25 protein-coding genes are annotated in these 25,847 nt (G+C 72.3%); 5 read left to right on the top strand and 20 right to left on the bottom strand.

Translation table 11 applies throughout. The features are described from left to right. Positions 1-49 precede the first annotated feature (49 nt). Positions 50-769, bottom strand: coding sequence for a polysaccharide deacetylase family protein (locus ACFUO4_RS20160; protein WP_383486461.1), 720 nt, complete (start codon positions 767-769; stop codon positions 50-52). Next, positions 766-1,698, bottom strand: coding sequence for a polysaccharide deacetylase family protein (locus ACFUO4_RS20155; protein WP_079308636.1), 933 nt, complete (start codon positions 1,696-1,698; stop codon positions 766-768). Before ACFUO4_RS20155 ends, ACFUO4_RS20160 begins: the two co-directional genes overlap by 4 nt. A 118-nt stretch (positions 1,699-1,816) precedes the next feature. Between ACFUO4_RS20155 and ACFUO4_RS20150 the strand changes: the two genes are divergently transcribed. Further along, positions 1,817-2,983 (top strand): SAM-dependent methyltransferase, encoded by a 1,167-nt coding sequence (locus ACFUO4_RS20150; RefSeq protein WP_383486458.1) that lies wholly within the window; start codon positions 1,817-1,819, stop codon positions 2,981-2,983. On the opposite strand, the gene ACFUO4_RS20145 is transcribed toward ACFUO4_RS20150, so the two are convergent. The 6 genes from ACFUO4_RS20145 to ACFUO4_RS20120 form a co-directional block, all read right to left on the bottom strand. Then, complete coding sequence (locus ACFUO4_RS20145) at positions 2,971-4,242, bottom strand: RNA polymerase sigma factor (protein WP_383486455.1); 1,272 nt, start codon at positions 4,240-4,242, stop codon at positions 2,971-2,973. The genes ACFUO4_RS20150 and ACFUO4_RS20145 overlap by 13 nt on opposite strands. Before the next feature lie 44 nt (positions 4,243-4,286). Beyond that, the gene (locus tag ACFUO4_RS20140) at positions 4,287-4,643 is read right to left on the bottom strand and encodes a YciI family protein (RefSeq protein ID WP_059192869.1); all 357 of its coding nucleotides are present in this window, start codon (positions 4,641-4,643) and stop codon (positions 4,287-4,289) included. A 137-nt stretch (positions 4,644-4,780) separates the two neighbouring features. After that, positions 4,781-6,166: an FG-GAP-like repeat-containing protein gene (locus ACFUO4_RS20135; RefSeq protein ID WP_383486452.1), complete on the bottom strand. Its 1,386-nt coding sequence runs from the start codon at positions 6,164-6,166 to the stop codon at positions 4,781-4,783. Positions 6,167-6,233: 67 nt separating this feature from the next. Beyond that, positions 6,234-7,292, bottom strand: coding sequence for an LCP family protein (locus ACFUO4_RS20130; RefSeq protein WP_383486449.1), 1,059 nt, complete (start codon positions 7,290-7,292; stop codon positions 6,234-6,236). A gap of 73 nt (positions 7,293-7,365) precedes the next feature. Continuing rightward, positions 7,366-8,712 (bottom strand): endo-1,4-beta-xylanase, encoded by a 1,347-nt coding sequence (locus ACFUO4_RS20125; RefSeq protein ID WP_079308637.1) that lies wholly within the window; start codon positions 8,710-8,712, stop codon positions 7,366-7,368. 185 nt (positions 8,713-8,897) lie between these two features. Further along, positions 8,898-9,950 (bottom strand): LacI family DNA-binding transcriptional regulator, encoded by a 1,053-nt coding sequence (locus ACFUO4_RS20120; RefSeq protein WP_383486445.1) that lies wholly within the window; start codon positions 9,948-9,950, stop codon positions 8,898-8,900. A 147-nt stretch (positions 9,951-10,097) separates the two neighbouring features. On the opposite strand from ACFUO4_RS20120, the gene ACFUO4_RS20115 reads away from it, so the two are divergent. Beyond that, the gene (locus ACFUO4_RS20115; protein WP_383486442.1) at positions 10,098-12,401 is read left to right on the top strand and encodes a glycoside hydrolase family 3 N-terminal domain-containing protein; all 2,304 of its coding nucleotides are present in this window, start codon (positions 10,098-10,100) and stop codon (positions 12,399-12,401) included. A 75-nt stretch (positions 12,402-12,476) separates the two neighbouring features. After that, positions 12,477-13,409 carry a hypothetical protein gene (locus ACFUO4_RS20110; protein WP_383486439.1) on the top strand — a complete coding sequence of 311 codons (933 nt, stop codon included), beginning with the start codon at positions 12,477-12,479 and terminating at the stop codon, positions 13,407-13,409. On the opposite strand, the gene ACFUO4_RS20105 is transcribed toward ACFUO4_RS20110, so the two are convergent. Genes ACFUO4_RS20105 through tsaB form a run of 4 tightly spaced genes read right to left on the bottom strand, consistent with a single transcriptional unit; the run spans position 13,406 to position 15,870 of the window. Beyond that, the gene (locus ACFUO4_RS20105) at positions 13,406-13,657 is read right to left on the bottom strand and encodes a hypothetical protein (protein WP_383486436.1); all 252 of its coding nucleotides are present in this window, start codon (positions 13,655-13,657) and stop codon (positions 13,406-13,408) included. The two genes, ACFUO4_RS20110 and ACFUO4_RS20105, sit on opposite strands and share 4 nt — an antisense overlap. Further along, the gene (gene tsaD, locus ACFUO4_RS20100) at positions 13,654-14,739 is read right to left on the bottom strand and encodes a tRNA (adenosine(37)-N6)-threonylcarbamoyltransferase complex transferase subunit TsaD (RefSeq protein WP_383486433.1); all 1,086 of its coding nucleotides are present in this window, start codon (positions 14,737-14,739) and stop codon (positions 13,654-13,656) included. Before tsaD ends, ACFUO4_RS20105 begins: the two co-directional genes overlap by 4 nt. Then, positions 14,732-15,199 (bottom strand): ribosomal protein S18-alanine N-acetyltransferase, encoded by a 468-nt coding sequence (rimI, locus tag ACFUO4_RS20095; protein ID WP_079308672.1) that lies wholly within the window; start codon positions 15,197-15,199, stop codon positions 14,732-14,734. The genes tsaD and rimI overlap by 8 nt, the downstream gene beginning before the upstream one ends. 17 nt (positions 15,200-15,216) lie before the next feature. After that, the gene (gene tsaB / locus ACFUO4_RS20090) at positions 15,217-15,870 is read right to left on the bottom strand and encodes a tRNA (adenosine(37)-N6)-threonylcarbamoyltransferase complex dimerization subunit type 1 TsaB (RefSeq protein WP_383486430.1); all 654 of its coding nucleotides are present in this window, start codon (positions 15,868-15,870) and stop codon (positions 15,217-15,219) included. A 108-nt stretch (positions 15,871-15,978) separates the two neighbouring features. On the opposite strand from tsaB, the gene ACFUO4_RS20085 reads away from it, so the two are divergent. Beyond that, positions 15,979-16,533 carry a hypothetical protein gene (locus tag ACFUO4_RS20085; RefSeq protein ID WP_079308641.1) on the top strand — a complete coding sequence of 185 codons (555 nt, stop codon included), beginning with the start codon at positions 15,979-15,981 and terminating at the stop codon, positions 16,531-16,533. Here ACFUO4_RS20085 and ACFUO4_RS20080 read toward each other — a convergent pair. The 8 genes from ACFUO4_RS20080 to glmS form a co-directional block, all read right to left on the bottom strand. Then, complete coding sequence (locus ACFUO4_RS20080; protein WP_179143335.1) at positions 16,530-16,694, bottom strand: hypothetical protein; 165 nt, start codon at positions 16,692-16,694, stop codon at positions 16,530-16,532. The two genes, ACFUO4_RS20085 and ACFUO4_RS20080, sit on opposite strands and share 4 nt — an antisense overlap. Positions 16,695-16,832: 138 nt before the next feature. Then, entirely contained in the window at positions 16,833-17,339 is a 507-nt protein-coding gene (gene tsaE, locus ACFUO4_RS20075) for a tRNA (adenosine(37)-N6)-threonylcarbamoyltransferase complex ATPase subunit type 1 TsaE (RefSeq protein ID WP_079308642.1), read from the bottom strand. Further along, the gene (locus ACFUO4_RS20070) at positions 17,311-18,540 is read right to left on the bottom strand and encodes an alpha/beta fold hydrolase (RefSeq protein WP_383486425.1); all 1,230 of its coding nucleotides are present in this window, start codon (positions 18,538-18,540) and stop codon (positions 17,311-17,313) included. Before ACFUO4_RS20070 ends, tsaE begins: the two co-directional genes overlap by 29 nt. Before the next feature lie 132 nt (positions 18,541-18,672). After that, on the bottom strand, positions 18,673-19,839 hold the full coding sequence (gene alr / locus ACFUO4_RS20065; RefSeq protein WP_383486423.1) for an alanine racemase: 1,167 nt from the start codon (positions 19,837-19,839) through the stop codon (positions 18,673-18,675). Between the two features lie 44 nt (positions 19,840-19,883). Beyond that, on the bottom strand, positions 19,884-20,762 hold the full coding sequence (locus tag ACFUO4_RS20060; RefSeq protein WP_383486420.1) for a L,D-transpeptidase family protein: 879 nt from the start codon (positions 20,760-20,762) through the stop codon (positions 19,884-19,886). A 112-nt stretch (positions 20,763-20,874) separates the two neighbouring features. Next, positions 20,875-22,305 (bottom strand): NAD(P)H-hydrate dehydratase, encoded by a 1,431-nt coding sequence (locus ACFUO4_RS20055; protein WP_383486418.1) that lies wholly within the window; start codon positions 22,303-22,305, stop codon positions 20,875-20,877. Positions 22,306-22,421: 116 nt separating this feature from the next. Then, positions 22,422-22,793 carry a holo-ACP synthase gene (locus ACFUO4_RS20050; RefSeq protein ID WP_256786375.1) on the bottom strand — a complete coding sequence of 124 codons (372 nt, stop codon included), beginning with the start codon at positions 22,791-22,793 and terminating at the stop codon, positions 22,422-22,424. A 33-nt stretch (positions 22,794-22,826) separates the two neighbouring features. Beyond that, a complete protein-coding gene (gene glmS / locus ACFUO4_RS20045; RefSeq protein WP_383486414.1) occupies positions 22,827-24,674 on the bottom strand; it encodes a glutamine--fructose-6-phosphate transaminase (isomerizing) in 1,848 nt (615 codons plus the stop codon). A gap of 177 nt (positions 24,675-24,851) precedes the next feature. Here glmS and coaA point away from each other — a divergent pair, with 177 nt between their 5' ends. Further along, positions 24,852-25,841 carry a type I pantothenate kinase gene (gene coaA, locus ACFUO4_RS20040; RefSeq protein WP_079308644.1) on the top strand — a complete coding sequence of 330 codons (990 nt, stop codon included), beginning with the start codon at positions 24,852-24,854 and terminating at the stop codon, positions 25,839-25,841. Positions 25,842-25,847: the final 6 nt, after the last annotated feature.

Here is a 25,847-nt window from a genome sequence, read left to right as displayed (position 1 = left end):
CGGGTCGCCCGCACCGCTCAGAGGTAGTCCCTCGGGTCGCCCGCACCGCTCAGAGGTAGTCCTCCAGCCTCCCCACCCTCAACCCCGCCCCCTCGATCTCCCGCAGCAGCCGCGTCGTCCGCTCCACCAGCGTCAGACCCGTCGTCTCCGTCGACGGCAGGGAGACGATGTCGCCGGGGAGCAGGCGGTGCGGGCCGGTGCCGTACGTCAGGTGGTCGTCCGCCATCGCCGCCCGCCACAGGACGACCGCGCCGACGCCGCAGTCCGTGGCGGCGCGCAGGGTCGTGGTGTCGTACGTCCCGTACGGCGGGCGGAAGAGGCGGGGGCGCGGGCCGAAGCGGGAGGCGAGTTTGTCCTGCTGGCCGCAGATCTCGTGGCGCTGGCCGGCGTACGGCAGGCCGCGCAGGGCCGCGTGGTCGAGGGTGTGGTTCTGGAGCGAGGCGCCGACCGACTGGAGGCGGGCGAAGTGGCCGTACCCCGGTCCGACGACGCTGTCCGTGAGGAACATGCTGACCGGCAGCCGCCGTCGACGGACGAGCTCCACGAAGCGGGGGTCCTGTTCGACGCCGTCGTCGTACGTCAGGAAGACCACCTTGTCGGAGGTGCGGACCCGTTTCACCACCGGCACCGCGGGCCCGGACCGCACCCCCTTCGCGCCGTACGTCACCGCCTTCTTGCCGAGCCGTTCGATGGGGTCGACGGACTGGGCGCAGCCGGCGAGGAGCAGGGCGGCCAGGGCCGCGGCCACGGCGGTCGTCGAGGCCCTCACAAGTAGTCCTCCAGCCGTGCCACCGCGTACCCCTCGGCCGTGATCTTGTTCAGGAAGCGCCGGACCATGTCCGGCATCGTGCCCTTCCACTCCTCCCGGCCGCGGAAGTGACTCAGCACGATGTCGCCCGGGTGGATCTTCCGGTCCCACTCGCGGTACTCCCAGTGGTCGACGAAGACCTCCTCGTTCCAGATCGGCGCGTACTTCACCCCGCAGGCCTTCGCCGCGACCAGGGTGTCCTCGTTGTAGTTCCCGAACGGCGGGCGGAACAGCAGCGGCCGCTTGCCGTAGTGCTTCTCGATCACGTCCTGCATGCCGCAGATCTCGCGCTTCTGACGGCCGTAGGACAGTCCCGGCAGATAGGGGTGGTGGAGCGTGTGGTTGTTGAGCCCGACGCCCTGGTCCCGCATCCGCTTGAAGTACCCGTAGTCCTCCTTGATCAGGAAGTCGCTGAGGAAGGCGGTGTACGGGATCTTCAGCTCGCTCGTCATCCGCAGGAACGCCGGGTCCTTCTCGGCGCCGTCGTCGACGGTGAGGAAGACGATCTTCTGCTCGGTGGGGATCGTGGTGAAGACGGGCGGCAGCCCCCGCTCCTCGTGACCGTCGACCTCGAAGCCCTTGCGGGTGGTGATGTGCGGCTTCTTCGCGGGCGGCGCGGGAGCGGCCAGCGGGGCCCTGTTCAGCCCCCACCGCTTCGCGACGGCCACGGAGGCGCGCAGCTTCGTGGCGTAGGCGTCGAGGGCGCGGGCCGGGGGCGCCTTCAGGGGCTGCTGGCCGGGCGCGGGACGGACCTTGGCGCTGTCGCCCTGCGCACAGCCGGAGGCGACCGCGGCGAGGGCGACGACGGCGAGGGTGCCGCGCAGACTCCACAGACCGCCCCGAGGACCCCGCACGGCCCGGCTTTTGTCATTTTGTCCTACTGATCCCATGGCGCCGGATCTTCGCAGGCCACGGTCCCCCCGCCCGGCCCGACACCACCACCGGCGACGGACCGTCCACCGACTGGCGCACAAGCAGACCATCCGCCGGCTGGCTCACAATGAGGCGGTGAACGACCTCGCCCCCCTCCTCACCCCCGAGGGCCGCGCCCTCCTCGACGAAGTGCGCGGCACCGCCCCCGCCGACGAACTCGCCGTCGCCACCCGGCTGCGCCGCGACCACCCCGCCGAACTGGTGTCGGCGGCGCTCGGCCAGGCGCGGCTGCGGCAGCGGGCGGCGGCGAAGTTCGGGGACGAGGACGCCGGGCGGATGTTCTTCACCCCCAACGGCGTCGAGCAGTCGACGCGGGCGAGCGTGGCCACGCATCGGGCCGAACGCTTCCGGGCGCTGGGCGTACGGTCCGTCGCCGACCTGTGCTCCGGCATCGGCGGCGACGCGATCGCGCTGGCACGGGCCGGCATCAGGGTCCTGGCGGTGGACCGCGACCCCCTCACGGCCGCCGCGGCCCACGCGAACGCCGAGGCGCTGGGGCTCGCCGGCCTGATCGAGGTGCGCGAGGCGGACGTCACGGACATCGACACGTCCCCGTACGACGCGGTGTTCGTGGACCCGGCGCGACGCGGCGGCCGGGGCCGCATCTTCGACCCCGAGGCCTACTCCCCGCCCCTGTCCTGGGCCGTACAGGCGGCGGCGAAGGCACCCCACGCCGCCCTGAAGATCGCCCCCGGCATCCCCCACGAGGCGATCCCGGCGGAGGCCGAGGCCGAGTGGATCTCGGACGGCGGGGACGTGAAGGAGGCGGTGCTGTGGTTCGGCACGGAGCCGGGCGCCGTCCGCGCGACCCTGCTCCCCGGCCCGCGCACCCTCCTCGGCCGCGGCCTCCCCGACCCCGAAGTCCGCCCCGTCGGACGGTACTTGTACGAACCCGACGGCGCCGTCATCCGCGCCCACCTGGTCGCCGAGGTGGCCGAGGAGCTGGCGGGCGGCCTGATCGACGAGACGATCGCGTACATCACCGCCGACGAACCGCGCCCGACCCCGTACGCCACCGCCTACGAGATCACCGACCAACTCCCCTTCAACGTGAAGAAGTTGAAGGCCCTGCTGCGGGAGCGGGAGGTCGGTGTCCTGACCGTGAAGAAGCGGGGTTCGGCCGTGGAGCCGGAGGAGCTGCGCAGGAAGGCGCTGCCGAAGCCGCACGGCAAGGCCACGGTGACCGTCTTCCTCACCCGCGTCGCCGGCGCCCCCACGATGCTGCTCGGTCAGCCCGTCTGAGCCTCCCGCGCCCGGCCGAGCAGCAGCTCCCGCTCCCGTTCGTTGCGGGCGAGGGCGGCGGCCCGTTCGAACTCGACGGCCGCCTCCGTCGTACGCCCGAGACGGTCCAGCAGGTCGCCGCGGACGCTGGGCAGCAGGTGGTAGTCGGGCAGGTGGGGGGCCAGGGCGTCGACGATCTCCAGCGCCGCCTCCGGCCCCTGCGCCATCGACACCGCGACCGCGCGGTTGAGTTCGACGACCGGGGAGGGGGCGCGGGCGGCGAGCAGCCCGTAGAGGGCGGCGATGGTGGCCCAGTCGGTCTCCTCGTAGGTGTACGCGTGCGCGTGGCAGGCGGCGATGGTGGCCTGGAGGACGTAGGGGCCTGGGGCGCCGGTGGCCGTGGCCTCCGCCCGCTCGAGGGCCCTGATCCCGCGGGCGATGAGCATGCGGTTCCAGCGCCGCCGGTTCTGGTCCCTGAGCAGCACGGGCTCGCCGTCCGGTCCGGTACGGGCGGCGGTACGGGACGCCTGGAACTCCAACAGTGCGACGAGACCGTGCACTTCGGGCTCCTTGGGCATCAGCCCGGCCAGCACCCGGGCCAGCCGCAGCGCGTCCTCGCACAGCCCCGGCCGCAGCCAGTCGTCGCCGGCGGTGGCGGCGTACCCCTCGTTGAAGACGAGGTAGATGACATCGAGCACGTCCCGGAGCCGGGCCTCGCGCTCCACCCCGTACGGCACCTCGAAGGCGACGTTCTTGGTGGCGAGGGTGCGTTTGGCGCGGACGATCCGCTGGGCGACGGTCACCTCGGGGACGAGGAAGGCGCGGGCGATCTCGACCGTCGTCAGCCCGCCGAGAAGACGGAGGGTGAGGGCGATACGGGCCTCGGCGGAGAGGACGGGATGGCAGGTGGTGAAGACGAGCCGGAGCAGGTCGTCGTCGATGTCGTCGGGATCGGTGGGCTCCTGCGGCGGAGCCGTCTCCGGCATCTCCCGGCCGATCTCCTGGAGCTTGCGGGCGTAGTTCTCCCGACGCCGGACCAGGTCGACGGCACGACGCCGGGCGGCGGTCATGAGCCAGGCGCCCGGGTTGTCGGGGACCCCCTCGCGCGGCCACTGCTCCAGGGCGGCGACAAGGGCGTCCTGGGCGAGCTCCTCGGCGATGCCGACGTCACGGACGACACGGGTGACGGCGGCGACGATCCGCGGCGACTCGATACGGAAGACGGTCTCGATGGCGCGGCGTACGTCGCTCTCGGTGCCGCCGGGGGACTGTGGGCTCACAGTCCCCCATGCAACACCCGTCGACGCCCCGGGCCAAGGCGGGCTCAGCCCTCCGCGATCTCCCGCACCTCGCAGGTGACCGTCCAGTACTCCTCGTGGACCTGGAGGAAGCGCTTGGTCCACTCCAGCGCCTCGGCCTTGTCCTTGCACTGCATGAGCGCGTACCCGCCGACGACCTCCTTGGCCTCGGTGAAGGGCCCGTCGGTGACGGAGATCTTGCCGCCCTCCCAGTGCACGCGGGTGCCCTGCGAGGACGGCGTCAGACCGGCGGTGTCGAGCATGACACCGGCCTTGGTGATCTCTTCGATCAGCGCACCCATCCGCTCCATCAGCTCGGGGCTGGGACCTTCGGCGGGGGCGTTGGACTCGTCGATCTGCACGAGGGAGAGGAAGCGGGGCATCGGTGGCTCCTTGGGTCGGGGGCCGGTTCCTTTCCGGCCTCTCAACCATGCGTCGATCGGGAGACGACGGGATCGACACACTCGCCGAAATTTCCCGAAGATTTTTTTGGTCGGCTGTTTCCGCAGGTCAGCGAGGTCTATTTCAGCTCGGAACCGAACGCCGCCTTCGCATTCGGCACCCCGACCGTCCGCGGCCCGCACACGAACGCCGCGTCCGTCACGACCCCCGTCGCCCGCCCCCGCAGCGACCACACCGCCCCCGCCCGGGAGTTCTCCCCCATGGCCGACGCCGCCAGGTCCGCGTGCCCGTTGCCGTTGATGTCCAGGAGCCGGACCGCGCTGCCGAAGTCGTCCCCCGGCTCCGCCGCCCCCGGCACCCCGGCCGTGTTCTGCGTGAACGCCTGAGACCCGGTCCCGGTCAGGCCGGCCGCCGTGCCGTAGAGGACCTCGACGATGCCCGCCCCGTCGGTGTACCCGATCTCCTCGCCCAGCGCGCCCACCGCCAGGTCGTCGCGGTCGTCGCCGTCGATGTCACCGGCCGAGAGCGAGCCGCCGAAGAAGTCGCCCTCCTCGTACGCGCCCGGCACCCCGGGGGTGTCCTGGGTGTAGCGATGCCAGCTCCCGCGCGGTGCCAGGCCCGACGCCGAGCCCGGCGCCACCGTCACCGACGAGTCCGGCTCGTTGCCGACCGCCAGGTCCTGGTAGCCGTCGCCGTCGAAGTCGCCGAAGGCCATGCCGCCGCCCCCGCCCGGGAACGTCCCGTGGGCCGCGGGGACGAGGCCCGTGGGCGAACCGGAGTAGAAGAGGGTGCAGTAGCCGCCGTCGCCGCAGTACGCCTTCAGCGCGAGTTCGTCACGGCCGTCGGCGTCGACGTCGCCCGTCGCGCCGTCCCACACGTCGACGTACTGCAATTCCTCCGGGTCCAGTGCCCGCGTACCGGCCGGCTTCCCGGCGCGCGTCAGCGGGCCCGTCCACACCGTCCCCGTCGTGCCGAGCGGGTCGTCGCCCGGGGCGCGGCCGCCTCTGAACAGGGCCAGGTCGAGCTTGCCGTCGCCGTCGAAGTCGCCGGCCTGGGCGGTCGACGCGGGCAGGGACGTACCGCCCGCCACACCGCCCCTCGCTCCCCACACCACCACGGCCGACCGCGTCGCGGAGACGTGACCGACGATCAGGTCCGCCCTGCCGTCACCGTCCAGGTCGCCCTTGGTCAGCTGGATGCCGAACTTCTCGCCCTCGGCGGGGCTGCCGGGGATGCCGGCGGTGGCACGGCTGACGACCGTCCGCCGGTCCGCCGACAGGCCGTGCGGGCCGCCGTACATGACGACGACGTAGCCCGCGTCCTTGAGGCCGCCCACCGTGCCGCCGGGGGCGCCGACCGCGAGGTCCTGGTAGCCGTCGCCGTCGAAGTCGTCGCGGACGGGGGCCGGGGTCGAGGCCTCGGCGGGGGCGGGCAGGGCGCCCAGGGAGAGGAGGCCCGCCGCCAGCGGGACCGCCCAACGGCCGTATGTACGAAGGGAGAACACGGGCGACCCTCTCAGCACGGCGACATGGTCACCGGACAAGACTCGCCGCCCCCTCAGCGGGTTGTGGTCACCGCAGCGACTTCCACAGCCTGCTCGCCGCCGGCTCCCGCGCCACCACCCGGTTGTGGTCCGAGGGCGCCTGGACGACCGGCATCATCACCGTCTTCACCTGGTCCGCCGACAGCCCCTTCAGGCTCTGGCCCAGGCTCATCAGCTCGGTGAGGGAGTCGAGGCCGGTGTCGGTGGTGAGGCTGCCGGTGATCGCGTCGGCGACCGAGTAGAGCTTGGTGGGCGAGGTGAGCAGGTTCGTCGAGGAGATCTGTTCCAGCAGGGCCTTCACCAGCTTCTGCTGGAGGCCGATGCGGCCGAGGTCGCTGCCGTCGCCGATGCCGTGCCGGGTGCGGGCGAGCGCGAGGGCCTGCTTGCCGTTCAGGTGGTGGGTACCGGCCCTGAGGGTGAGGTGACTGCTGGAGTCGTCGATGTCCTCGTCCGTCGTGACCGTGACGCCGCCGAGGGCGTCCACCAGCTTCGCGAAGCCCGAGAAGTCGATCTCGATGTAGTGGTCCATGCGGACGTTCGTGATCGACTCGACGGTCTTGACCGCGCACACCGGGCCGCCCACCGAGTAGGCGCTGTTGAACATCGCCTGGTACGCCACCGCCGTCGAACGCCCGTCCTTCAGCGGACAGGAGGGGCGGGTGACGAGCGTGTCGCGCGGGATGCTGACGACCGTCGCCTCGGTGCGGCCCGCGTCGACGTGCACGACCATCGCCGTGTCGGAGCGGGCGCCGGTGCTGTCGCCGCCGCCGAGGGCCTGGTTCTCCTTGCCGCTGCGCGAGTCCGAGCCGAGGACCAGGATGTTGAGGGCCTCGGTCGGCAACGGACTTTCCGACGCGGAAGGCGCGGAAGGCGAGGAGGGCGTGGGCGTCACCATGGCCTTCGCCGGACGGTCGTCGCCGAGCGCCTGGTCGATGTCGACGCTCTTGATGTTGCCGTTCAGATGCCAGTACGCCCAGCCGCCCGCCGCGGCTCCCGCCACCAGCACGCCCGCGAGAGTGAGGCCGGCGGCCTTCAGTATCCGTGTCCGCCGCCGGCCCACTGGTCTGCCTTCGTCGTCTCCATTCACGGAGAGGAACGTAAGTCCGAATTATTACGAGGGCGCTGCCTCAGTCAGCTTTCTTCGGAAAATCTCACTTTTCTCAGCCCAGCGTCACCGTCGGCACCGGGTTGCTCCCGCTCCAGTTCGCGTTGAACCCGAAGGTCACCGAGCCGCCGTCCGGGACCGTCCCGTTGTAGGACGCGTTGACGCAGCTGACCGCCGCGCCGGACTGGGTGCAGGTCGCGTTCCAGGCCTGCGTGATCCGCTGCCCGGCGCCGTACGTCCAGGTCACCTTCCAGGACGACAGCGAGGCACCCGAGCAGGAGATCGTCACGTTCCCGGTGAACCCGGTGTTCCACTGACTCGGCACGCTGTACGCCGCCGTGCACGCCCCCGTCGGAGGCGGTGTCGTCGTCCCGCCGAGCGCCTCGGCGATGCCGTAGTAGGCCGGTTTGGGCGCGTAGCCGGCGTCGTACGGGGTCGCCGCCCCGTACCCCGGGAAGGTGCTGTCGACCCAGGAGTCGGAGTCGGTGAAGCCCCAGACGGTGAGGTTCACGCAGCGCGGGACGGCCACGCAGGCCGCGGTGACCGCCTTGTAGTCGGCCTTCTGCTGGGCGAGCTTGGCGGTGTCGGCGGGCAGGGCCATCCGGATGTCCAGCTCGGTGATCGCCACGTCCACGCCGAGGTCGGCGAAGCGCTGGATGTTCTGCTGGAGCGTGGACGGCACCTGGCCGAGGATGAGATGGGCCTGGAGACCGACCCCGTCGACGGGAACCCCTTGTTCCTTGAGGGACTTGACCAGGTTGTACAGGGCCGTGCTCTTCGCGTTGACGCCCTCGACGTTGTAGTCGTTGATGTAGAGCTTCGCGGCCGGGTCGGCGGCGCGGGCGGCGGTCAGGGCCCGGGCGATGTAGCCGGAGCCGAGGCCGTTGTACCAGAGCGTCGGACGGTAGGTGCCGTCCTCGTTGAAGGCCTCGTTGACCACGTCCCAGGCGGCGATCCGGCCCTTGTAGCGGCCGGCCTCGGTGGCGATGTGGTCGTCGAGGAGCGTGCCGAGCTGGGCCGGGGTCCAGGTGCCGTTGGTCAGCCAGTCCGGGTTCTGGTTGTGCCAGACCAGGGTGTGGCCGCGCACCTGCTGGCCGTGGGCCTCGGCGAAGTTCACGATCTGGTCGGCCTCGGCCCAGTTGAAGCTGCCCCGGCTCGGCTCGACCGAGCCCCACTTCATGGCGTTGCCGGGGGTGAGCGAACTGAACTGCGTCCCGGCGATGTCGCCGTAGCTCCCGGTGAGCTTGGAGCCGGTGACCGCGGTGCCGATGACCTTGCCCTTGGCGGTGCCGAGGTCGCGCAGCGGGGTGTCGGCGGCGTGTGCCGCGGGCGCCGTGAGCAGGAGGGTGCCGAGCATCCCGAGGAGGGACGCCAGGGATAAGCCGGTTCTCAGAGATCTCATTGCGGGTGCCTCCGAAAGTTTCGGTCGAACAACCGATTGGCTTCGGGGCAGTGTGGGGCGCCACGACACACGCGTCAATACAGCAACAGCTCTCCCCTACGGCCACCGAACCGCCTTACGGCCACCGCACCGCCTTACGGCCGTCAAACCGCCGGAGGCGACCCCTGAGCCGCCGGAGACGACCCCTAAGCCGCCGGGGGCGCCCCCGTACTGCTGCGCACCACCAGGCTCGTGGCCAGCTCCACCCGCGTCGCCGCCGGCGTGCCCTCCTCGCGCGCGAGGTCGAGCACCAGCTTCGCCGCGGCCTCGGCCATCTCGGTGAGCGGCTGCCGTACGGTCGTCAGCGGCGGCCCCACCCAGGGCGCGACCGGCAGATCGTCGAACCCGACGACGCTCAGGTCCTCCGGAATGCGCAGCCCCAGCTCACGGGCGGCCTCGTACAGCCCGAGCGCCTGGAGGTCGTTCCCGGCGAAGACGGCGGTGGGCCGGTTCTCGCGGCGCAGCAGGTCCAGGCCCAGCCGGTAGCCGGCCTCGTGGTGGAAGTCGCCGGTCTTGATCAGGGCGGGGTCGACGGGCAGTCCGGCGGTCTCCAGCGCGGCCCGGTAGCCGTCGACGCGGGCGCGGCTGCACATCATCCGGGACGGGCCGCTGATGGCGCCGATCCGGGTGTGGCCGAGTTCGACCAGGTGCCGGGTGGCCGCGAGGCCGCCCTGCCAGTTGGTGGCGCCGATGGACGGCACGTCGGCGCCCGGGTCGCCGGCCGGGTCCATGACGACGAACGGGATGGAACGGCTGGTCAGCAGGGCGCGCTGGGACTCGTCCAGGCCGGACAGCACGAGGATGACGCCGTGCGGCCGGCGGGCGGCGACCTGGTCGGCCCAGGTCCGCCCGGGGGTGAGCCGGCCCGCGCTCTCGCTGAGCACCACGCTCAGCCCGGCGTCCCGCGCCACGTTCTCCACACCCCGGATGACCTCCATCGCCCAGGCGCTCTCCAGCTCGTGGAAGACCAGGTCGATGAGGGGGGAACGGCTGGCCTCGGCCCGTCGCCGGCGATAGCCGTGCGCACGCAGCAGTTCTTCCACTCGGGTACGGGTGGCCGGGGCTACGTCGGCCCGGCCGTTGAGGACCTTCGAAACAGTCGGCGCCGAGACGCCGGCCTCACGGGCGATCTCGGCGAGCGTCGCGGTCTGCGTCGAGCGTCCTGCTGTCCGGGTTTCACCGGGCTCCGGGGGTGTCATGGCGGCGATCGTATCCCTGCGCGACCTCTTGACGAACCCTTCTCACCGGCCTAGGTTCCCAAAACATTCGGATTACATATCGAAACATTCGCGAGAGACGTTCGTGCGAACCCTTCGTGAGAGGTCGTTCGACCCGACAGGAGTTTCATGACCACCGCGCCTTGGCGTGACCCCGCCCTGACCGCCGCCGCCCGCGTCGACGACCTCCTCTCCCGGATGACCCTGGAGGAGAAGACCGCCCAGCTGTACGGCGTATGGGTGGGCGCCAGCACCGACGGCGACGGCGTCGCCCCGCTGCAACGTGAGATGACCGCCGACTACGACTGGGACGAGCTGATCACCCACGGTCTGGGCCAGCTCACCCGTCCCTTCGGCACCGCCCCCGTGGACCCGGCGCTGGGCGCGCAGGCACTGGCCCGCGCCCAGCGCCGTATCGCTCAGGCGGGCCGCTTCGGCATTCCCGCGCTCGCGCACGAGGAGTGCCTCGCCGGCTTCACCGCCTGGCAGGCGACCGCCTATCCGGTGCCGCTCGCCTGGGGCGCCGCCTTCGACCCGCCGCTCGTGGAGGAGATGGCCCGGCACATCGGCCACGACCTGCGCGCGGTCGGGGTCCACCAGGGCCTGGCCCCCGTCCTGGACGTCGTCCGCGACCCGCGCTGGGGACGGGTCGAGGAGACCATCGGCGAGGACCCTTACCTGGTCGGCACGGTCGGCGCCGCCTATGTCCGCGGCCTGGAGTCGGCGGGCGTGGTGGCCACGCTCAAGCACTTCGCCGGGTACGCGTCCTCCGCGGGCGCCCGCAATCTGGCGCCCGTCCGGGCGGGGGTGCGCGAGTTCGCCGATGTGACGCTGCCGCCGTTCGAGCTGGCCGTGCGCGAGGGCGGGGCGCGCTCGGTGATGGCCGCGTACACCGACACGGACGGCATCCCGGCCTCCGCCGATCCGGGCCTGCTCACCGAACTCCTGCGCGAGCAATGGGGGTTCACGGGCACAGTGGTCGCCGACTACTTCGGCGTCGGCTTCCTGCAGAGCCAGCACCGGGTCGCGGGCACCGAGGCGGAGGCGGCCCACGCGGCCCTCGCGGCGGGCCTCGACGTCGAACTGCCCACGCTGAAGTGCTACGGCAAGCCCCTGCTGGAGGCCGTGCGGGCGGGCGAGATCCCGGAGGCGCTCATCGACCGCGCCGCCCGCCGCGTCCTGATCCAGAAGTGCGAACTGGGCCTGCTGGACGAGGACTGGACCCCCGAGCCCACCGGCCGCATCGACCTCGACTCGACGGCGAACCGCGCGCTCGCCCGCCGCCTCGCCGAGGAGTCGGTGGTCCTGCTGGACAACCCGGACGGGGTCCTGCCCCTCTCCCCCGACACGCGCATCGCGGTGGTCGGCCCGCGGGCGGCCGACGCCCTGGCGATGCTCGGCTGCTACTCCTTCCCGTCCCACGTCCTCACCCACCACCCCGACATCCCGATGGGCATCGAGATCCCGACCGTCCTGGAGGCGCTGCGCGCCGAACTCCCGGACGCCAAGGTGACGTTCGCCGAGGGCTGCGGGGTCGACACCCCCGACACCGGCGGTTTCGAGGAGGCGGTGGCGCGGACCGCGGAGGCGGACGTCTGTGTGGCCGTCCTCGGCGACCGCGCCGGCCTGTTCGGCCGGGGCACCTCGGGCGAGGGCTGCGACGCGACCGACCTGCGACTGCCGGGCGTGCAGGGCGAGTTGCTGGACGCGCTGGTCGCCACCGGGGTGCCCGTCGTCCTCGTTCTCCTGACCGGGAGGCCGTACGCGCTCGGCCGCTGGCACGGCCGGCTCGCCGCGTCCGTGCAGGCCTTCTTCCCGGGAGAGGAGGGCGGCCCGGCGGTGGCGGGAGTGCTGTCGGGCCGCGTCAACCCCTCCGGGCGGCTGCCGGTCAGCGTCCCGCGGGAGCCGGGTGGCCAGCCCTGGACCTACCTCCAGCCCCCGCTGGGCCTCGCGGGCGAGGTCAGCAACCTGGACCCGACCCCGCTGTACCCCTTCGGGCACGGCCGCTCGTACACGACGTTCGCGTGGGAGTCGGACGCGACCGGGGCGGAGATCACGACCGACGGCTCGTACGAGGTGAGCGTCACCGTCCGCAACTCCGGCGACCGCGAGGGCGCCGAGGTCGTCCAGCTGTACCTGCACGACCCGGTGGCCTCGGTGACCCGCCCGGACGTCCGCCTGATCGGCTACCAGCGCCTGGAACTCGCCCCCGGCGAGCGGCGACGCGTGACCTTCCGCTTCCACGCCGACCACTCGGCGTTCACCGACCGCAAGGGCCGCCGGATCGTCGAACCCGGCGCCCTGGAACTGCGGTTGGCGGCCTCCAGCGCGGACGTACGCCACACCGCCCGGCTGACGCTGACCGGCCCGGTGCGCGAGCCGGGCGCCGACCGCAGGCTGCGCTGCGAGACGGAGGTACGGGAAACAGCTTGATCACGGAGGGGGCGAACACCGGTTCCCCGTGCCAGAATCCTCCGACGCCTCAGAGGGTGGGCGACGGGGGATGCCATGAACGCACGGGGAACCGGACCCGCCCTTCGCGTGGCCGTGTTCGGTCTGACCGTCACGGTCGTGGGGTACGCCCTGCTGGTCGCATGGCTGGCCGGGAACGTGTACGTCAACGACCGGGCGCGGGATCACTACCGCGAGCATCGCGCATACGCCACGGGTCTCATCCTGCGGGACGCCCCCACCCCCGGCGACGAGGTCCGAGTTCGCTGGACGGACAACAGATTCCACTCGCACGTCCAACGCTTCGTGCCCGCCGCCGAGTCGTACCCCTACTCCAGGTACATGATCTTCCGCCTGGAGTACGACCCCACCCAGAAGAACCCCAGCGCCCGCCCTTACGAGCAAGGGACTTTCGGCCCCGCCCCCCTGGACGAGGACGCCCTCATCGCCTCCGCTGTCATCGCCGCGCTCTTCGTCGTCGCCCTCTGCGCCGCCTGGGCCCGCCGCGGCCTGACCTTCCGGTACGTGGCGCGCCGCCCGGGCCGCTCCATGACGGCCGACGTGCGGATCGGGACGCGCGCCCAATCCTTCCCCTGGCAGGTCGCGAGGACGCCGTGGCTCGTCCTGGACGACCGGCACTGGCAGCGCGTGATGTGGCACCCCGCGCTCGCCGAGCACGGAGACGGCACCTCCGTGACGGTCCACGGCGACCGCACCGCCGTGGCGGTCCTGCCGGACGGAACGCGCCTGGTCCCGGTGGGCCGGCTGCGCCATCGGCAACCAACCCCCCTGACCTTCGCCGGCCTCCGGAAAGCCCCCGCCCACGCATGGCGGCGGCAGGCCTGGCCCGCCACGGCGTACGGCACCGTCTTCGGCTTCGCAGCGGGTTTCTGGCTGGGCGACGGCACCCTGCTCGCCGTGGTCGGCCACACCCTCGCGTGGGCGACCCTGTCGACCGCGGAGTGGGCCCTGTTCGCCCCGGAACTCTAACCCACCGTCTCGAACCGCCACCGATGCACGGCCCGTGACACCAACTCCCCGTCCGGCTCAGGCAGTTCGGGGAGTACGGCGTCGAACTCGGCGTCCCACCAGGTGATCACCAGCACGCGGTCCTGCGGCGCCCGGAACGTCTCCCGGCGCAGCGGAGGCACCTCCAGCTCCTGGGCCCGCGCCCAGGCCAGCAGCTCCTCGCCCCGGCCCTCGACGGCCCGCGCCTCCCACATCAACGCGACCGTCACGAGTACAGGTTCTCCTTGCTGACCTCGTGGACGTGGTCGTGCCCGGGGACATGCGGATCGGTCACCGGCAGCGAGGAGTCGGCCGACAGGTCCCAGCCGGAGGCGGGCCGGTTGCGGGCGACCATCTCGGCGCCGAGCGCGGCCACCATCGCCCCGTTGTCCGTGCACAGCTTGGGCCGCGGGACGCGCAGCCGGATACCGGCCGCCTCGCAGCGCTCCTGGGCCAGCGCCCGCAGCCGGGAGTTGGCCGCGACGCCGCCGCCGATCATGAGGTGGTCGACACCCTCGTCGCGGCAGGCCCTCACAGCCTTCCGCGTCAGAACATCCACGACCGCCTCCTGGAAGGAGGCCGACACATCGCGCACCGGCACCTCCTCGCCGGCCGCGCGCTTCGCCTCGATCCAGCGGGCGACCGCCGTCTTCAGCCCGGAGAAGGAGAAGTCGTACGCCGGGTCGCGCGGCCCGGTCAGCCCGCGCGGGAAGGCGATCGCGTTCGGGTCGCCCTCCTTGGCGTACCGGTCGATGACCGGGCCGCCCGGGAAGCCGAGGTTCAGCACGCGGGCGATCTTGTCGAAGGCCTCGCCGGCCGCGTCGTCGATGGTCGCGCCGAGCGGCCGTACGTCGGTCGTGATGTCCGTGGACAGCAGCAGCGAGGAGTGGCCGCCGCTCACCAGGAGGGCCATGGTCGGCTCGGGCAGCGCCCCGTGCTCCAGCTGGTCCACGCAGATGTGGGAGGCGAGGTGGTTGACGCCGTAGAGGGGCTTGCCGAGGGCGTAGGCGTACGCCTTGGCGGCGGAGACACCGACCAGCAGGGCACCGGCGAGACCGGGACCGGCGGTGACGGCGATGCCGTCGAGGTCCTTCGCCGTGACGCCCGCGTCCTTCAGCGCGCGCTCGATGGTCGGCACCATCGCCTCCAGATGGGCCCGGGAGGCGACCTCCGGCACGACCCCGCCGAAGCGCGCGTGCTCGTCGACGCTGGAGGCGACGGCGTCGGCGAGCAGGGTGGTGCCGCGGACGATGCCGACGCCGGTCTCGTCACAGGAGGTCTCGATGCCGAGGACGAGTGGTTCGTCAGCCATGGTTCTTCTCTTCACTCGCAGGGTCGATGGTCAGGCGCATCACGAGGGCGTCGACGTTGCCCGGCTGGTAGTAGCCGCGGCGGAAGCCGATGGGCGCGAAGCCGAAGCGCTCGTACAGCTTCTGCGCGCGGACGTTGTCCACCCGGCACTCCAGCATCACCTCGGCGCACTCGAACGCGGTGGCCGCCTGCAGCAGTTCGGTCAGCAGCCGCCCGCCGAGGCCGGTGCCCCAGTGGTCGCGGGCGACGGCGATGGTCTGCACGTCGGCCAGCTCGCCGGTGGAGGCGAGTCCGGCGTACCCGACGAGCCGTCCGTCCTCCTCGGCGACCAGGTAGCGGCGGTTCGCCGTGGCGCCGCGCGCATGGGCCAGCTCGGACCAGAACATGCCCCGCGACCAGGCGTCCTCGGGGAACAGGTCCCTCTCCAGCTCCAACACCGGATCGATGTCCCACCAGCGCATCTCACGCAGTACGGGGGTCACTTGGGGGTGACCACCTTGTAGTTCTTGGGGACCTGGGCGTCGGGCCGGCGCAGGTACAGCGGCCGGGGCGCCGGCAGTTCCTCGCCCGCGGCGAGCCGCTCGGCGGCCAGCGCGGCGAGGGCGGCGGCCGATACGTGCTCGGGCGCGTGGGCGTCCGGGAAGATGTCGGGGTAGAGCAGCGCGCCGGCGCCTACGGCGGGCACCCCGGCGACCTGCTCGGCGATGTCGGCGGGCCGGTCCACGGCGGGGCCGGTGACTCGGGTGCGGCGGTCGTCGTAGCGCGCCCAGTAGACCTCCTTGCGCCGGGCGTCGGTCGCCACGACGAAGGGGCCCTCGACGTCCGTGGCGTACGCGAGCCCGTCCAGCGTGCACACGCCGTGCACGGGGACGCCGAGCGCGAGGCCGAAGGTGTCGGCGGTCATCAGCCCGACCCGCAGTCCGGTGTAGGGGCCGGGTCCGATCCCTACGACGATGCCGGTGACGGCGTCGAGCTTCAGCCCGGCCTCGGCGAGGACGCGGTCGACGGCCGGCAGCAGCAGCTCGCCGTGCCGGCGCGCGTCCACCTGGCTCGAGGAGGCGATGACGTCCGTTCCGTCGTGCAGGGCGACGGTGACGGCGGGGGTGGCGGTATCCAGAGCGAGCAAGAGCACGCAAACAGCCTACGGCTCCCGCGCCGCGCACACCGCCGCCCCGGTGGGACGCTCACCGACTGCTAACGTCGCGAGGGATCACCGCGTACGACACAGAGACGGACGACCGTGCCCAGTACTTCCGCCGGAATCGTCACCGGACTGACCACCGCGGCCCTCGTCACGGTCGGTGTCCTCGCCTACCAGGCCTCGGCGACCGTGCCCGCGGCGCTCGGGCGGGCGCGCACGAGCGCCACCCCCGATGTCGCCGCCGCCAAGGCGCCCCGGGACACCCGTCACCCCGCCGCCCTGCCGGCCGGTTCCGGAACGGGTGAACGGGTCGTGTACTCGGTGGACGACGACCGGGTCTGGCTGGTCGCGGCGGGCGACAAGGTCACGCGGACCTTCGAGGTCACCCCCGGCACGGTCGACCCGGCGCCGGGCTCCTACCGGGTCACGTCCCGGTCGAACACGGTCACCGGCACCGACGGCACCCCCATCGAGCACGTCGTCCGCTTCGCCACCGCCGACAACGTGACGATCGGCTTCAGCGCGGCCGTCGCCGCCCCGACCACACCCCCCGACCCCGCGGTGAAGACGGGCGGCATCCGGGAAACCCGCCCGGACGGCAACGCGATGTGGACCTTCGCGACGATCGGCCGGAAGGTGATCGTGATCCGCTAGGCCGCTTCGCGGTGCCGGGTCGGTGGGCTGACCGTCTCGGGGTCCGGCAGGCGCGGTGGGGTCGAGATCGTGTGCGCCGCGGCGCAGGCCGCCAGCAGGTCGCGCATGGGTACCGCGGACACCGCGCGCGGCGTCGACTCGTCTCGTTCCGTGGCCGACATGGTCGCCTCCTGAGCACCGGGGGCGGACGTTGTTAGGTAGACCTAACTACGAACTGGATACCATGTGACCACGCGCAAGACGCCGAAAGCAATAACTTGCCGACGTCTTGTCGGAACGTTCACCGAAACCGGCGCCTGTCACGCGGTGAGCAGGCTCAGGTCGGCCGCCGCCCAGCGCTCGCCGAGCCCCGTCAGGGTCACGTGCCGCACCTCGTCGGTGGTGTCGCCGACCGCGCGGTGGATCTGCACCTGGAGCCGGTCGTCGGTCAGCTCCTCGACCTTGCCCTCGCCCCACTCCACGACGATCACCGAGTCGGGCAGCGAGACGTCGAGGTCGAGGTCCTCCATCTCGTCGAGCCCGCCGCCCAGCCGGTAGGCGTCGACATGCACGAGCGGCGGACCGTCACCGAGGGACGGGTGGACACGGGCGATCACGAAGGTCGGGGACGTGACGGCGCCCCGCACCCCCAGCCCCTCGCCCAGCCCCCGGGTCAGCGTCGTCTTGCCCGCGCCGAGCTCTCCGCTGAGCATCACGAGATCCCCGGCGCGCAGCAGCTTGGCCAGCTTCCGGCCCAGCTCGCGCATCTGCTCGGGGGAGGTGACGGTCAGCTCGGTCTCAACCGGGCTGTGCGGTACTGCTTCCATAACCGCCAACCGTAGCCCCTGCCGGCACGGCGCCCGCGCGGGTGAGGAGGTCGGCGAGGCGGTCGGTGACCGCTTCCGGGTGCTCCAGCATCACCAGATGCCCCGCGTCCGGCACCAGCACCAGCTCGGCGTCCGGCAGCAGCCCGGCGATGGCCTCGCTGTGCTCGCTGGGTGTGACGAGGTCCCCGATCCCGGCGAGCACGAGCACCGGCAGGTCTCTGAAGTGGGCGAGGGCCTCGGTCTTGTCGTGGTCGGTGAAGGCCGGGTAGAACTCGGCGACCACGTCGATCGGCGTGGCCTCGATCATCCGCTCGGCGAACCGCGCGACGGCCGGGTCGACGTCCCGCGACGCGAACGAGTAGCGCTTGATGATCCCGGCGAACAGGTCGGCGGTGGCCTGCCGCCCCTTCTCCACCAGGTCGGCCCGCTGCCCCAGCGCCTTCAGCAGCCCCGGCAGCACCCGCCGCACCGCGTTCACACCCGCGACGGGCAGCCCGAAGTTGACCTCGCCGAGCCGCCCGGAGGACGTCCCGACCAGAGCGACGGCGACGACCCGCTCCCGGATGAGCTCCGGGTACTGGTCGGCGAGTGCCATGACGGTCATCCCGCCCATGGAGTGGCCGACGAGCACCAGCGGCCCCTCGGGCGCGGCCGCGTCGATGACGGCCTTCAGGTCACGCCCGAGCTGGTCGATGTCGACCGGCACGTCGTCCTGCACCTGCCGCACCCCGCGCCCGGACCGCCCGTGACTGCGCTGGTCCCAGTGCACGGTCCGCACCACACCCCGCAGGGCGGCCCGCTGGAAGTGCCAGGAGTCCTGGCTCAGGCAGTACCCGTGGCTGAAGACGACGGTGACGGGCAGCGGCGCCTTCCGTCCGAACAGCCGCCGCCGGCGCGGCGCGGACCCGCCCTCCGGCTCCACGTCGTCGACCTCGTAGTACAACTCCGTGCCGTCGTCGGCGTACGCCTTGCCGGGCATCCCGCGCAACGAGCCGTACGGCCCGGCCGAGTCCAGGGCGAGCCGCGCCTTCTTGCGCATCCCGCGTCCGACGGTCATCCGCTCCAGGGCGACACCGGCCGCGGCTCCCGCCGCGACCACCCCTATCGCGGCACCGGCGAGTCCGGTCGCCCGGCGCCAGTTGCCGGCCGCCCCCGTGGCGGAAGCGACGGCAAGGACGGCCTCCGCACTGCTCTCGCTCACGTACCGCTCCTCTTCACCGGGCCACCGGACTGGTGTTCGCTGCTGGGCGCTTACCCAGCCCGTCCGTCATTCACCTAATAGAACTCGCACACTGGAAGAACTCACACGCAAGGAACGCACATCGAAAAGAACTCACACGGTCGCATCTACATAGACGCGGGGAACGCGCGTTCCGATCCGGGTGACGATCTCGTACGCGATGGTTCCCGCCGCCTGCGCCCAGTCCTCGGCGGTGGGCTCGCCTCGGTCTCCGGGCCCGAAGAGTACGGCCTCGCTGCCGACGGCCGGCTCGTCGCCCCCCAGATCCACGACGAACTGGTCCATGGCCACCCGCCCGGCCACCGTCCGCCACTTCCCGCCGACCAGTACCGGACCGGTGCCGGAGGCGTGCCGCGGGATGCCGTCCGCGTAGCCGACCGGGATGAGGCCGAGGGTGGTCTCGCCCGGGGTGATGTAGTGATGCCCGTAACTGACGCCGTGGCCGCCCGGCACCCGCTTCACCAGCGCCAGGGACGCGGTCAGCGTCATCACCGGCCGCAGTCCGAGGTCGGCCGGGCTGCCGAGCTCGGGGCTGGGCGAGATGCCGTAGACGGCTACGCCGGTGCGCACCAGGTCGAAGTGGGCCTCGGGAAGGGTCAGCGTGGCGGGCGAGTTGGCGATGTGCCGTACCTCGGGGCGGACGCCGGCCTGCTCGGCGTACGCGAGCATCTCCCGGAACGTCGAGAGCTGGGCGGCGATGGAGGGATGGCCGGGTTCGTCGGCGCAGGCGAAGTGCGACCAGACCCCGGTGATCCGGATGACTCCGTCGCCCTCGGCGCGCAGGGCCTCGGCGACCAGCTCGGCCCAGTCGGCACCCGGCTGACAGCCGTTGCGCCCGAGCCCGGTGTCGCCCTTGAGCTGCACCCGCGCGGTCTTCCCCACGGCACGGGCCGCGTCGACGACCTCCCGCAGCGCCCACATCCCGCTCACGGACACGTCGAGACCGGCCTCGACGGCCTCCCGCCAGGGCCCGCCCGGCGTCCAGAGCCAGCACATGATCCGTACGCCGTCGATCCCGGCGGCGCGCAGCGCGAGGGCTTCCTCCGGCGTGGCGGTACCCAGCCACTCCGCCCCCGCCTCGACGGCCGCGCGGGCACACGGCACCGCCCCGTGGCCGTACGCGTCGGACTTGACCACGGCCATCAGGGCCGCGCCCGGCGCGAGGGCGCGCAGGGTCCGCACGTTGGCCCGCAGGGCGGCCAGATCGATCTCGGCGCGGGCGCGCAGGGGCGCGCTCGACTGGGCAGCTGTCTCACTCATGGCGCCCCCAGTGTCTCAGAGGGGTCGGACACCCCTTCGTACGCCTACGTCCCGGACCGCCGCCCCCACACGAACACCCGGTCGCCGGTCTTCAGCACGCCCCACAGTTTCCGGGCGTCACCGAGGCGGAGGTTGACGCAGCCCATGGAGCCGACGGTGGTGAAGATGGAGCCGTAGACGGCGTGGAAGGCCTGTCCGCCGTCGAAGAACTGCGCGTAGGGCATGGGCTGGTGGTACAGCGTCGAGACGTGGTTCTTGTGCTTCCAGTAGATCTTGTGCCAGCCGCCCCGGGTCGGGTACGCGGTCCGCCCGCTCCGCATCGGCACGGGCCCGTAGACGACCTTCTTCCCCTTCTGCACCCAGGTGATCTGCCGGGTGAGATCGACGCAGGCGACGCGATACGACCGCACGGGGCACTTCTTGGCGGCGTTGGGATTCTTCCGGGCCGACAGGTACTGCATCCGCGCCCAGGTGACAGGACCCGCGAACCCGATGGCGGGCGTGATCTTCTGCTTCTTCTGAAAGGCGCGGATGGCCTTGCAGTCGGCGGCGGACTGCTTCCCGTCCACCTTCCGCTTCAGCCACTTCTCCACCTGCCGCTGAAAGGGCCCGGTCGACTTCGTGCACGTCACGCGTGCGACGGCGTCCCGGAGCGGCACGTACTCGACCAGGTCGTACGCCCCCACGGCGGCGTCGGCCGGCTCGACGGCGTCCTCGGCGACGCTGGGCGTGTACACCTTCGGCGCGAGCACCTGATCGGGCGTGTCGATCTGCCAGGGCTGATAAACCCCGGGCACCAGCTCCCCCTCGGGCCCGGCAGCGGGCGGCGGCGGTGACTCGGCGGCGGCGACACCGACGGGCAGGAGAGCGACGGCGACGATCATGACGGCCAGGCTTCGACGGGCGAAATGTCTACTGATCATGCGATCAGAGAAACGTGCGCGGGGGTGGTGGCGGGGGCGCCGCGCGGCGGGGTCACTCTTTTTGAGGAGCGGCGGGCGTCAACCACCACCCGCCGCCCCGCGCCCTACCCGCCTACCCCCTCACATCCCGCCAGGCCGCCCCCACCGCCCCCGCCACGTCCCCGGCCCCCACCGGCCCCCCGTCCGCCGCGAGCCGTCCGGCCAGCCCGTGCAGATACGCCCCCACACTCCCCGCGTCCAGCGCGGAGAGCCCCGCCGCCAGCAGCGACCCCGTCAGCCCCGACAGCACGTCCCCGCTCCCCGCCGTGGCCAGCCACCCCGTGCCCGTCGGATTCACCCGCACCGCGCCGCCACCGGAGTCGGCGACCAACGTGGTCGACCCCTTCAGCAGCACCGTCGCCCCGTACCGCCCCGCCAGCTCCCGCACGGACTCCAGCCGAGCCCCCTCGACCTCCTCCCGGGCGACCCCCAGCAGCGCCGCCGCCTCCCCCGCGTGCGGAGTCATCAGCGTCGGGGCGCCGCGCCCCCGCACCGCGTCCCGGTCCGCCAGCCGCAGCCCGTCCGCGTCGATCAGCACCGGCACCTCCGCCTCCAGCACCTCCGCCACGGACGCCGCGTCGTCCCCCGCGCCGGGCCCGACCACCCACGCCTGCACCCGCCCGGCCTTCGCCGGCCCCTGGTCCGACACGAGCGTCTCGGGAAACCGTGCGATGACCGCGCCCCCGGCCGGCCCGACGTACCGCACGGCCCCCGCCCCGCCCCGCAGCGCTCCCGCGACGGCCAGCACCGCGGCGCCCGGGTACCGGGCGGACCCGGCGGCGATCCCGACCACCCCCCGCCGGTACTTGTCGCTCTCGGCCCCCGGCACCGGCAGCAGCTCGGCGACGTCCGCGTGCTGCAAGGCCTCGATCTCCGCCTCGCCGGGCAGGGACAGCCCGATGTCCACCAGCCGCACCACTCCGGCGTACTCCCGCGCCGGATCGATCAGCAGCCCCGGCTTGTGCGTCCCGAAGGTGACGGTCAGATCGGCCCGTACCGCCTCCCCGCGCACCTCCCCGGTGTCCGCGTCGACGCCGCTCGGCAGATCGACGGCGACGACGGCGGCCCGCGACCGCTCGACGACGGCGACCAGTGCCGCCGCGTCCGCCCGCAGCCCGCCCTTGCCCCCGATCCCGACGATGCCGTCGAGCACGAGATCGGCCCGCAGGATCGCTTCCTCCGCGCGCCCCGCCGGCACCACGGAACCGCCGGCCCGCCGCAACGCCGCGAGGCCGCCCGCATGAGCCCGCTCCGGAGCGAGCAGTACGGCGCTCACCCCCGCCCCGCGCCGCGCGAGCCGCGCCCCGGCGTACAGGGCGTCGCCCCCGTTGTCCCCGCTCCCGACCAGCAGCACCACCCGGCTGCCGTACACCCGCCCCAGCAAGTCCGCGCAGGCGACGGCGAGTCCGGCCGCCGCCCGCTGCATGAGCGTTCCCTCCGGCAACCGGGCCATCAGCTCCCGCTCGGCCGCCCTGACCGTCTCCACGCTGTACGCAGTACGCATGGGGTCGAGTCTCCCCGGACTAGGGCCTGTCCGGCGACTCATGTCGCAGACGCGGGGTCTCACCAGCGTCAATAAGGGGCCGCAGCTGTCCTGCGACCTGATCCGCCGGACAGGCCCTACCCCTCCGCCACCACCACGGCGGAGGCCACGCCCGCGTCATGGCTGAGCGACACATGCCAGGACCGCACCCCGAGCGCCGCGGCCCGCGCCGCCACCGTCCCCGTCACCCGCAACCGCGGCTGACCGCTGTCCTCGACGTACACCTCGGCGTCCGTCCAGTGCAGCCCGGCCGGCGCGCCGAGCGCCTTGGCGAGCGCCTCCTTGGCCGCGAAGCGGGCGGCGAGGGAGGCGATCCCCCGCCGCTCACCGCTGGGCAGCAGCAACTCGCTGTCCAGGAACAGTCGTTGTGCCATCCCCGGCGTCCGCTCCAGCGCCGCCTCGAACCGCTCGATCTCCGCCACGTCGATCCCGACGCCGATGATGCTCATGCCGAGCACCCTACGAGGAGGCGACCGCCCCGCTCACTCCACCGTCACCGACTTCGCCAGGTTCCGGGGCTGGTCCACCTCGTTGCCCCGGGCCGTCGCCAGCTCGCACGCGAACACCTGCAAGGGAACGGTGGCGACCAGCGGCTGGAGCAGGGTCGGGGTGGCCGGAATCCGGATCAGGTGGTCGGCGTACGGCACCACCGCGTCGTCCCCCTCCTCCGCGATGACGATCGTCCGCGCCCCGCGCGCCCGGATCTCCTGGATGTTGGAGACGATCTTGTCGTGCAGCACCGAGCGCCCGCGCGGCGACGGCACGACCACCACGACCGGCAGATCGTCCTCGATCAGCGCGATCGGCCCGTGCTTGAGCTCTCCCGCCGCGAACCCCTCGGCGTGCATGTAGGCGAGCTCCTTGAGCTTCAGGGCGCCTTCGAGGGCCACCGGATAGCCGACGTGCCGGCCCAGGAACAGCACGGTGTTCTTGTCGGCGAGCGACCGCGCGAGGGCCCGTACCGGCTCCATCGTCTCCAGGACCTTCTCCACCTCGCCGGAGATCTTCGACAGGTCCCGGACGACGGCCACGATCTCGTCGCCCCACTTGGTGCCCCGCACCTGCCCCAGATACAGGGCGACCAGGTAGCACGCCACCAGCTGCGTCAGGAACGCCTTCGTCGAGGCGACCGCGACCTCGGGACCGGCGTGCGTGTAGAGCACCGCGTCGGACTCGCGCGGGATCGTCGAGCCGTTGGTGTTGCAGATGGCCAGCACCTTGGAGCCCTGCTCGCGCGCGTGCCGCAGCGCCATGAGCGTGTCCATGGTCTCGCCGGACTGGGAGATGGCGATCACCAGGGTCCGCGGGTCCAGGATCGGGTCGCGGTAGCGGAACTCGCTCGCCAGCTCCACCTCGCAGGGGACGCGCGTCCAGTGCTCGATGGCGTACTTGGCGATCAGCCCCGCGTGGAAGGCCGTACCGCACGCCACCACCACGACCTTGTCGACCTCGCGCAGCACGTTCGTCGGAATGCGCACCTCGTCCAGCGTCAGGGTGCCGGCCGCGTCGATGCGCCCCAGCAGCGTGTCGGCGACCGCCTTCGGCTGCTCGGCGATCTCCTTGAGCATGAAGTAGTCGTAGCCGCCCTTCTCGGCGGCCGAGGCGTCCCAGTCGACGTGGTACGAGCGGACGTCGGCCGGCCGGCCGTCGAATCCGGTGACCGTCACCCCGTCGCGGCGCAGCTCGACGACCTGGTCCTGCCCGAGTTCGATCGCGGAGCGCGTGTGCGCGATGAAGGCCGCCACGTCGGACGCGAGGAACGCCTCTCCCTCCCCGACCCCGACCACGAGCGGCGAGTTCCGCCGGGCCCCGACCACCACGCCCGGCTCGTCCGCGTGCACGGCGACCAGCGTGAACGCCCCCTCCAGGCGCCCGCACACCAGCCGCATCGCCTCCGCGAGATCCCCGCAGGAGGAGAACTCCTCGGCGAGCAGATGCGCGACGACCTCGGTGTCCGTCTCGGACGCCAGATCGTGGCCGCGCTCGGTCAGTTCGGCCCGCAGCGCGGCGAAGTTCTCGATGATCCCGTTGTGGACGACCGCGACCCGTCCCGCGTTGTCGAGGTGCGGATGCGCGTTGGCATCCGTCGGCCCGCCGTGCGTGGCCCAGCGCGTGTGCCCGATCCCGGTCCCGCCGGTGGGCAGCGGCCGGTCGACGAGCTCCTTCTCCAGGTTGACCAGCTTCCCGGCCTTCTTCCCGGCGGCGAGCCCCCCGTCGGCGAGGACGGCGACACCCGCCGAGTCGTAGCCCCGGTACTCCAGCCGCTTCAGTCCGGCCATCACGACCTCGAGCGCCGACTGCGACCCCACGTATCCCACGATTCCGCACATGCGCGGCAGCCTACGCACCCCCGCCCGGCCGAAAGGGCTTCCGCGTGCCCGATATCGGAAATTCCCACGGCCATACGAACGCGGGCCGCACACGGGTACGGCCACCGGCGTACGGGTCTCGGTCGAGCGTGACGGACCCCACCCGCCATCCCGTTCAAACTCCGTTAACAATGGACTGTGATCTCTCCGGTCTCCTCGACCCCCCGGAGCGCCCACCGGAACAAGCCGGAGGCGACTCCCTACGTCGACCTCACCCGTTCCGAGTGGAGCGCGCTGCGCGACAAGACGCCCCTGCCCCTGACGGCGGAGGAGGTCGAGCGGCTGCGCGGCCTCGGTGACGTCATCGACCTCGACGAGGTGCGGGACATCTACCTCCCGCTCTCCCGCCTCCTCAACCTCTACGTCGGCGCCACGGACGGCCTCAGAGGCGCCCTGAACACCTTCCTCGGCGAGACCGGCGCCCAGACCGGTACCCCGTTCGTCATAGGGGTCGCGGGCTCGGTCGCGGGCGGCAAGTCCACGGTCGCCCGGCTCCTCCAGGCCCTGCTCTCCCGCTGGCCCGAGCACCCGCGCGTCGAGCGCGTCACTACCGACGGCTTCCTGCTCCCCACCCGGGAGCTCCAGGCGCGCGGCCTGATGTCCCGCAAGGGCTTCCCCGAGTCGTACGACCGCCGGGCCCTGACCAAGTTCGTCGCCGACATCAAGGCCGGCAAGGACGAGGTCACGGCACCCGTGTACTCGCACCTCATCTACGACATCGTCCCCGACGAGAAGCTGGTGGTGCGCCGCCCGGACATCCTGATCGTCGAGGGCCTCAACGTCCTCCAGCCGGCGCTCCCCGGCAAGGACGGCCGCACCCGCGTGGGCCTCGCCGACTACTTCGACTTCAGCGTCTACATCGACGCCAATCCCGACGACGTCGAGCGCTGGTACCTCAACCGCTTCAAGAAGCTGCGCCAGACGGCCTTCCAGGACCCCAACTCGTACTTCCGCAAGTACACCCAGGTCTCCGAGGAAGAGGCCCTCGACTACGCCCGCACCCAGTGGCGGACCATCAACAAGCCGAACCTGATCGAGAACATCGCCCCCACCCGGGGCCGCGCCACCCTCGTCATCCGCAAGGGCCCGGACCACAAGGTCCGCCGCCTCAGTCTGCGCAAGCTGTGAACAGGT

The organism is Streptomyces sp. NPDC057280 (assembly GCF_042668605.1).
Lineage (GTDB): Bacteria > Actinomycetota > Actinomycetes > Streptomycetales > Streptomycetaceae > Streptomyces.
Note: the sequence above shows the minus strand (reverse complement) of the source record. Positions and strands in the feature narration are given on the sequence as shown.

What these genes read in the sequence shown, in the direction of transcription:
- ACFUO4_RS20140 (WP_059192869.1), bottom strand. Translation starts at nt 4,643, where the DNA reads ATGCCCCGCTTCCTCTCCCTCGTGCAGATCGACGAGTCCAACGCCCCC.
- ACFUO4_RS20115 (WP_383486442.1), top strand. Translation starts at nt 10,098, where the DNA reads ATGACCACCGCGCCTTGGCGTGACCCCGCCCTGACCGCCGCCGCCCGC.
- ACFUO4_RS20125 (WP_079308637.1), bottom strand. Translation starts at nt 8,712, where the DNA reads ATGAGATCTCTGAGAACCGGCTTATCCCTGGCGTCCCTCCTCGGGATG.
- tsaE (WP_079308642.1), bottom strand. Translation starts at nt 17,339, where the DNA reads ATGGAAGCAGTACCGCACAGCCCGGTTGAGACCGAGCTGACCGTCACC.
- alr (WP_383486423.1), bottom strand. Translation starts at nt 19,839, where the DNA reads ATGAGTGAGACAGCTGCCCAGTCGAGCGCGCCCCTGCGCGCCCGCGCC.
- rimI (WP_079308672.1), bottom strand. Translation starts at nt 15,199, where the DNA reads ATGCGCTGGTGGGACATCGATCCGGTGTTGGAGCTGGAGAGGGACCTG.
- tsaD (WP_383486433.1), bottom strand. Translation starts at nt 14,739, where the DNA reads ATGGCTGACGAACCACTCGTCCTCGGCATCGAGACCTCCTGTGACGAG.
- ACFUO4_RS20055 (WP_383486418.1), bottom strand. Translation starts at nt 22,305, where the DNA reads ATGCGTACTGCGTACAGCGTGGAGACGGTCAGGGCGGCCGAGCGGGAG.
- ACFUO4_RS20060 (WP_383486420.1), bottom strand. Translation starts at nt 20,762, where the DNA reads ATGATCAGTAGACATTTCGCCCGTCGAAGCCTGGCCGTCATGATCGTC.
- ACFUO4_RS20155 (WP_079308636.1), bottom strand. Translation starts at nt 1,698, where the DNA reads ATGGGATCAGTAGGACAAAATGACAAAAGCCGGGCCGTGCGGGGTCCT.
- ACFUO4_RS20110 (WP_383486439.1), top strand. Translation starts at nt 12,477, where the DNA reads ATGAACGCACGGGGAACCGGACCCGCCCTTCGCGTGGCCGTGTTCGGT.
- ACFUO4_RS20050 (WP_256786375.1), bottom strand. Translation starts at nt 22,793, where the DNA reads ATGAGCATCATCGGCGTCGGGATCGACGTGGCGGAGATCGAGCGGTTC.
- ACFUO4_RS20080 (WP_179143335.1), bottom strand. Translation starts at nt 16,694, where the DNA reads ATGTCGGCCACGGAACGAGACGAGTCGACGCCGCGCGCGGTGTCCGCG.
- glmS (WP_383486414.1), bottom strand. Translation starts at nt 24,674, where the DNA reads ATGTGCGGAATCGTGGGATACGTGGGGTCGCAGTCGGCGCTCGAGGTC.
- ACFUO4_RS20120 (WP_383486445.1), bottom strand. Translation starts at nt 9,950, where the DNA reads ATGACACCCCCGGAGCCCGGTGAAACCCGGACAGCAGGACGCTCGACG.